Source organism: Bradyrhizobium sp. BRP19, from assembly GCF_020194195.1.
GTDB lineage: Bacteria > Pseudomonadota > Alphaproteobacteria > Rhizobiales > Xanthobacteraceae > Bradyrhizobium > Bradyrhizobium yuanmingense.
This window is the reverse complement of record NZ_JADYVZ010000089.1, coordinates 1-564: the sequence shown is the minus strand read 5'-3', so window position 1 is coordinate 564 and position 564 is coordinate 1. Positions and strand designations below refer to the sequence as shown.

At 56.4% G+C, this 564-nt stretch carries 1 protein-coding gene; it reads right to left on the bottom strand.

Going from position 1 to position 564, the window contains the following annotated elements; all coding sequences use genetic code 11:
• Window positions 1-564, bottom strand: a 564-nt coding sequence (locus I6F36_RS38625; RefSeq protein WP_225173256.1) for a transporter substrate-binding protein, incomplete at both ends; no start/stop codon positions are given.

Sequence of the window (564 nt, the reverse complement as noted above, 5' to 3'; positions counted from 1 at the left end):
ATTCCGCGCCCATCGCCGCGATCTCGATCTCGGACGTCACCGTGGCGCAGATCGGCAGCTTGTCGTGGGTGAGACCCTGGTTCTTGTATTCGCGATAGAAGGCGACGACGGAATCACCGACCACGTTGGACAGCACGACGTCGCAGCCCGAGCTCTTGATCTTGTTGACCATCGAGCCCCATTCGGAATGGCCGAGCTCGAGATATTCGTCGGCGATCCATTCGCCGCCATTCTTCTCGATCAAGATCTTGGAGACCTTGGCCATCTCGCGCGGATAGATGTAGTTCGATCCGACGATGAAGAACTTCTTCTTGCCGAGCGTCTTGATGATCCATGGGATGAAGTTCGAAAGCTGCTGGTTCGGAACGGCGCCGGTGTAGACGACGTTCTTGGAGCATTCGAAGCCTTCGTAATAGGTCGGATAGAAATAGAGATTGTTGCGCTTTTCGAACACCGGCAGCACCGCCTTGCGGCTTGCCGAGGTGTAGGAGCCGAACACGGTCGGCACCTTGTCCTGGATGACAAGCTTCGACGCCTTTTCGTTGTAGGTCTTCGGATCGGACG